We start from the raw sequence: 3383 nt of genomic DNA, 5'->3' as shown, positions 1-3383 counted from the left end.
TTCGTCGAGCGCAGCCTGTCGCCGGACTCCGGCATGAGCTTCTTCCTGCCGCGCATCGTCGGCTATGCGGCGGCCGCCGACCTGATCCTCACCAGCCGCATGGTCCTGGCCGAGGAGGCCAAGGCGCTCGGCCTGCTCAACCGCCTGGTCCCCCATGCCGAGCTGATGGACCAGGCCCTGGCCTACGCCCAGGAGATCGTCCGCTGGCCGCCCCTGGCGGTGCGCACCGCCAAGAAGGTGCTGCAGACCAACTTCGAGACCGACCTCGACACCGCGGTGAAATACGAGTCCGTCGGCCTCGGCTTCGCCCGCCGGGCGACGAACGATGTGAAGGAGTCCCGCGCCGCCTTCCTGGAGAAGCGCCAAGGCGTCTACACAGGGACCTGACTTGGGGTCATAAGGCGGCGCACAGCACGCAAGGAAACCGTCATGGCCCTGGACACCGCCGCCCCCTCGAAGACCTTCGACTGGGAAGATCCGTTGGACATGAAGTCCCGGCTCTCCGAGGAGGAGACCATGGTCTGGGACGCGGCGCGCGCCTACGCCCGCGAGAAGCTGCTGCCCCGGGTGGTCTCGGCCTATGCCGAGGAGCGGTTCGACCGCGAGATCATGACCGAGATGGGGGCGCTGGGCTTCCTCGGCCCCACGCTTCCGGAGGCGTACGGCGGCGCCGGGGTCAACCACGTGGCCTACGGCCTGATCGCCCGCGAGATCGAGGCGATCGACTCTGGCTACCGCTCGGCCATGAGCGTGCAGTCGTCCCTGGTCATGTATCCGATCTACGCCTTCGGGTCGGAGGCGCAGAAGCGCAAGTACCTGCCCGGCATGGCCAAGGGCGAGATCATCGGCTGTTTCGGCCTCACCGAGGCCGACGGCGGCTCCGACCCGGCCTCCATGCGCACCGTGGCCCGCAAGGCGCCCGGCGGCTACGTCCTGAACGGGGCCAAGATGTGGATCAGCAACTCGCCGATCTGCGACGTGGCCCTGGTCTGGGCCAAGCTGGACGGGGTGATCCGCGGCTTCCTGGTGGACCGGGGCTCGGAAGGCTTCGCGACGCCGAAGATCCTCAACAAGCTTTCCCTGCGCGCCTCCATCACCGGCGAGATCGCCCTGGCCGACGTCTTCGTGGCCGAGGACCAGATGCTGCCCGGGGTCTCGGGCCTGCGCGGCCCGTTCTCCTGCCTGAACAAGGCCCGCTACGGCATCGCCTGGGGGGCCATGGGCGCCGCCGAGTTCTGCCTGCACGCCAGCCGCGACTACACCAAGACCCGCCAGGTGTTCGGCAAGCCGCTGGCCGCGCGCCAGCTGGTGCAGAAGAAGCTGGCCGACATGCAGACCGAGATCGCGCTGGGCTTCGAGGGCGCGCTGGCGCTCGGCCGCCTGCTGGACCAGGGGGCCTGGGTCCCCGAGGCCATCAGCCTGATGAAGCGCAACAACTGCGGCAAGGCCCTGGCCATCGCCCGCGAGGCCCGCGACATCCACGGCGGCAACGGGATTTCCGGCGAGTACCACGTGATGCGGCACGCTTCGAACCTGGAGACCGTCAACACCTATGAAGGCGCCCACGACGTCCACGCCCTGATCCTGGGCCGGGCGATCACCGGCGAAAACGCCTTCTAGTCCACGCAGAAAGAGGCCCAGGGCGGAGATCCGCGCCTGGGCCGAGTTGCGTTCCCTTGGGGAGGAAAGGCTAGGACTCCAGCTCCTTGACCTCGCCGGAGCCGGAGACGTTCTTTTCGAGCTTGAGGGGCCGGGTCTTCAGCTCCACCTCGCCCGAGCCGGAGATGTCGAGCTTGGCGCTGGCGCGCGGCGCGATGGAGGCCTCCGCCGCGCCGGAGATGTCCACCTCGGCGCTCTCGGCGTCGAGGTCCGCCAGATCGGCTTCGCCCGCCCCGGTCATGTTGAGCTTCAGGGCCTTGGTCTTGCCATGGCCGGTGACCTTGGCCATGCCGGAGGTGCTGATCTCCAGGCTGTCCTGATCGTAGCCGGACAGGGTCAGACGATCGACGCCCTTCAGCTCGAAGCGGGTGACCTTGGGCGCGGTCATGACGATCTGCAGCCGTTCGCCGGTGTTGTTCACCCCGTCGCTCAGCCGGCCGCCCGAGAGGGTCAGTGTGTCGATGGAGCGCTTGGGACCCGTGACGGTCAGCTTGCCGGGCCCTTCCGACCCTTGCGTGAAGACCACCTCGCCGGGAACCGCGAGAATCAGGGCCGAGGCGCCGTCCCAGGCGATCTCGCGGGTGGTCTGGGCCCACTCCGGGTCGTCGCGGTGGGAATTGCGCCAGTCGGAATGGCGGCGGCCGTGTTCGTCCCAGCCGATGTCCCAGTCGTGGTCGGACCAGTGGTCCCAGCCCTGGGCGGCGATATCCCGGCCGCCGAGCGCCGCGGCGCCGCCGAGGGTGACGACCGCGGTGAGGAACCCGACCACGGCGATGATGACGAGAAGGCGGATCATGGGCGCGGCCTCAGGCTTGAGGATCGATGGCCGGCTTCAGCAGCCGGTAGTGGAGACGTCCGTACCAGACCAGGACGTTGACGAAGCCGACGGTGACCAGGCAGAGCAGCGCGCCGATCGAGACGGCCGCCGCCATCAGGCCGATCCCGGCCAGCATGGCCGCGGCCACCCCGCCGGGAGGATCCAGGAACGGGCCGGCGGCGAAGACGAAGCCCCCGGAGCCGAACACCGCGATCACCGCGACGAACAGGCCGAGCAGGGTTCCGGCGATGGAGAGCACAATGGGCAGCAGGACCAGCAGGTCGATGGCGCCCAGGCCCAGGACCGCGAAGATGGCCGAGGCGGCCGCCGACGGATTGCGCTCGGACTCCCAGCGCTTCAAGCCCGCCTCGGCGCGCAGCTCGCGGGCCAGGCGTCCGGGATCGCCCAGGGCCTGGGCCACCTCGGCCTCGGTGCGGCCGGCGGCCTCCCCCTCGGCGAAGTGAGCCTCATAGTCGGCGACGATCTCGGCCACGGCGGCGGCCGGCAGGCCCGAAAGCCCCAGGCGAAGCCGGTCGAGGAAGGCCTGACGGGTCATTGGGCCTCTCCCAGTATGGCGTTCACGGCCCGCGAGAAGGATCCCCAGGCCAGCTTCTGACCGGCGAAGCTGGTCTTGCCCGCCTCGGTCAGGCGGTAATATTTGCGCGGCGGGCCCGACGAGGACTCCACCAGGTAGGTGTCCACCAGGCCGTCGGCCTGCATCCGCCGCATCAGCGGATAGATGGTGCCTTCCCCCATATCGATCCCCTCGGCCAAACGGCTCGCGATCTCGTAGGCGTAGTTGTCGCCCCGCGAGAGGAGCGCGAGAACGCAGAGCTCGAGCACGCCCTTCTTCAGCTGAACTTCAACGGCTTCCGCCACGGGATCTGCCTCCAATTCCTGCGCACTG

At 69.1% G+C, this 3383-nt stretch carries 5 protein-coding genes; 2 read left to right on the top strand and 3 right to left on the bottom strand.

What is annotated here, in order from left to right; translation table 11 throughout:
• Together Q7T09_RS09400 and Q7T09_RS09395 are read left to right on the top strand one after the other, a co-directional pair.
• A partial coding sequence (locus tag Q7T09_RS09400; protein ID WP_304699344.1) for an enoyl-CoA hydratase/isomerase family protein occupies positions 1 to 387 on the top strand: 387 nt, incomplete at its 5' end.
• Between the two features lie 42 nt (positions 388 to 429).
• Positions 430 to 1620 (top strand): acyl-CoA dehydrogenase, encoded by a 1191-nt coding sequence (locus tag Q7T09_RS09395; protein WP_304699343.1) that lies wholly within the window; start codon positions 430 to 432, stop codon positions 1618 to 1620.
• Between the two features lie 70 nt (positions 1621 to 1690).
• Here Q7T09_RS09395 and Q7T09_RS09390 read toward each other — a convergent pair whose 3' ends face one another.
• Genes Q7T09_RS09390 through Q7T09_RS09380 form a run of 3 tightly spaced genes read right to left on the bottom strand, consistent with a single transcriptional unit; the run spans position 1691 to position 3355 of the window.
• The gene (locus Q7T09_RS09390) at positions 1691 to 2455 is read right to left on the bottom strand and encodes a GIN domain-containing protein (RefSeq protein WP_304699342.1); all 765 of its coding nucleotides are present in this window, start codon (positions 2453 to 2455) and stop codon (positions 1691 to 1693) included.
• Between the two features lie 10 nt (positions 2456 to 2465).
• The gene (locus tag Q7T09_RS09385) at positions 2466 to 3032 is read right to left on the bottom strand and encodes a DUF1700 domain-containing protein (protein ID WP_304699341.1); all 567 of its coding nucleotides are present in this window, start codon (positions 3030 to 3032) and stop codon (positions 2466 to 2468) included.
• A complete protein-coding gene (locus tag Q7T09_RS09380) occupies positions 3029 to 3355 on the bottom strand; it encodes a PadR family transcriptional regulator (protein WP_304699345.1) in 327 nt (108 codons plus the stop codon). The genes Q7T09_RS09385 and Q7T09_RS09380 overlap by 4 nt, the downstream gene beginning before the upstream one ends.
• Between the last annotated feature and the right edge of the window lie 28 nt (positions 3356 to 3383).

Source organism: Phenylobacterium sp., from assembly GCF_030645195.1.
Lineage (GTDB): Bacteria > Pseudomonadota > Alphaproteobacteria > Caulobacterales > Caulobacteraceae > Phenylobacterium.
The sequence above is the reverse complement of the archived record's forward strand: the minus strand, read 5'-3'. Positions and strand labels throughout refer to the sequence as shown.

Excerpts from the sequence above, each read along its gene's own strand:
- Q7T09_RS09390 (WP_304699342.1), bottom strand. The coding sequence starts at position 2,455 with ATGATCCGCCTTCTCGTCATCATCGCCGTGGTCGGGTTCCTCACCGCG.
- Q7T09_RS09395 (WP_304699343.1), top strand. The coding sequence starts at position 430 with ATGGCCCTGGACACCGCCGCCCCCTCGAAGACCTTCGACTGGGAAGAT.
- Q7T09_RS09385 (WP_304699341.1), bottom strand. The coding sequence starts at position 3,032 with ATGACCCGTCAGGCCTTCCTCGACCGGCTTCGCCTGGGGCTTTCGGGC.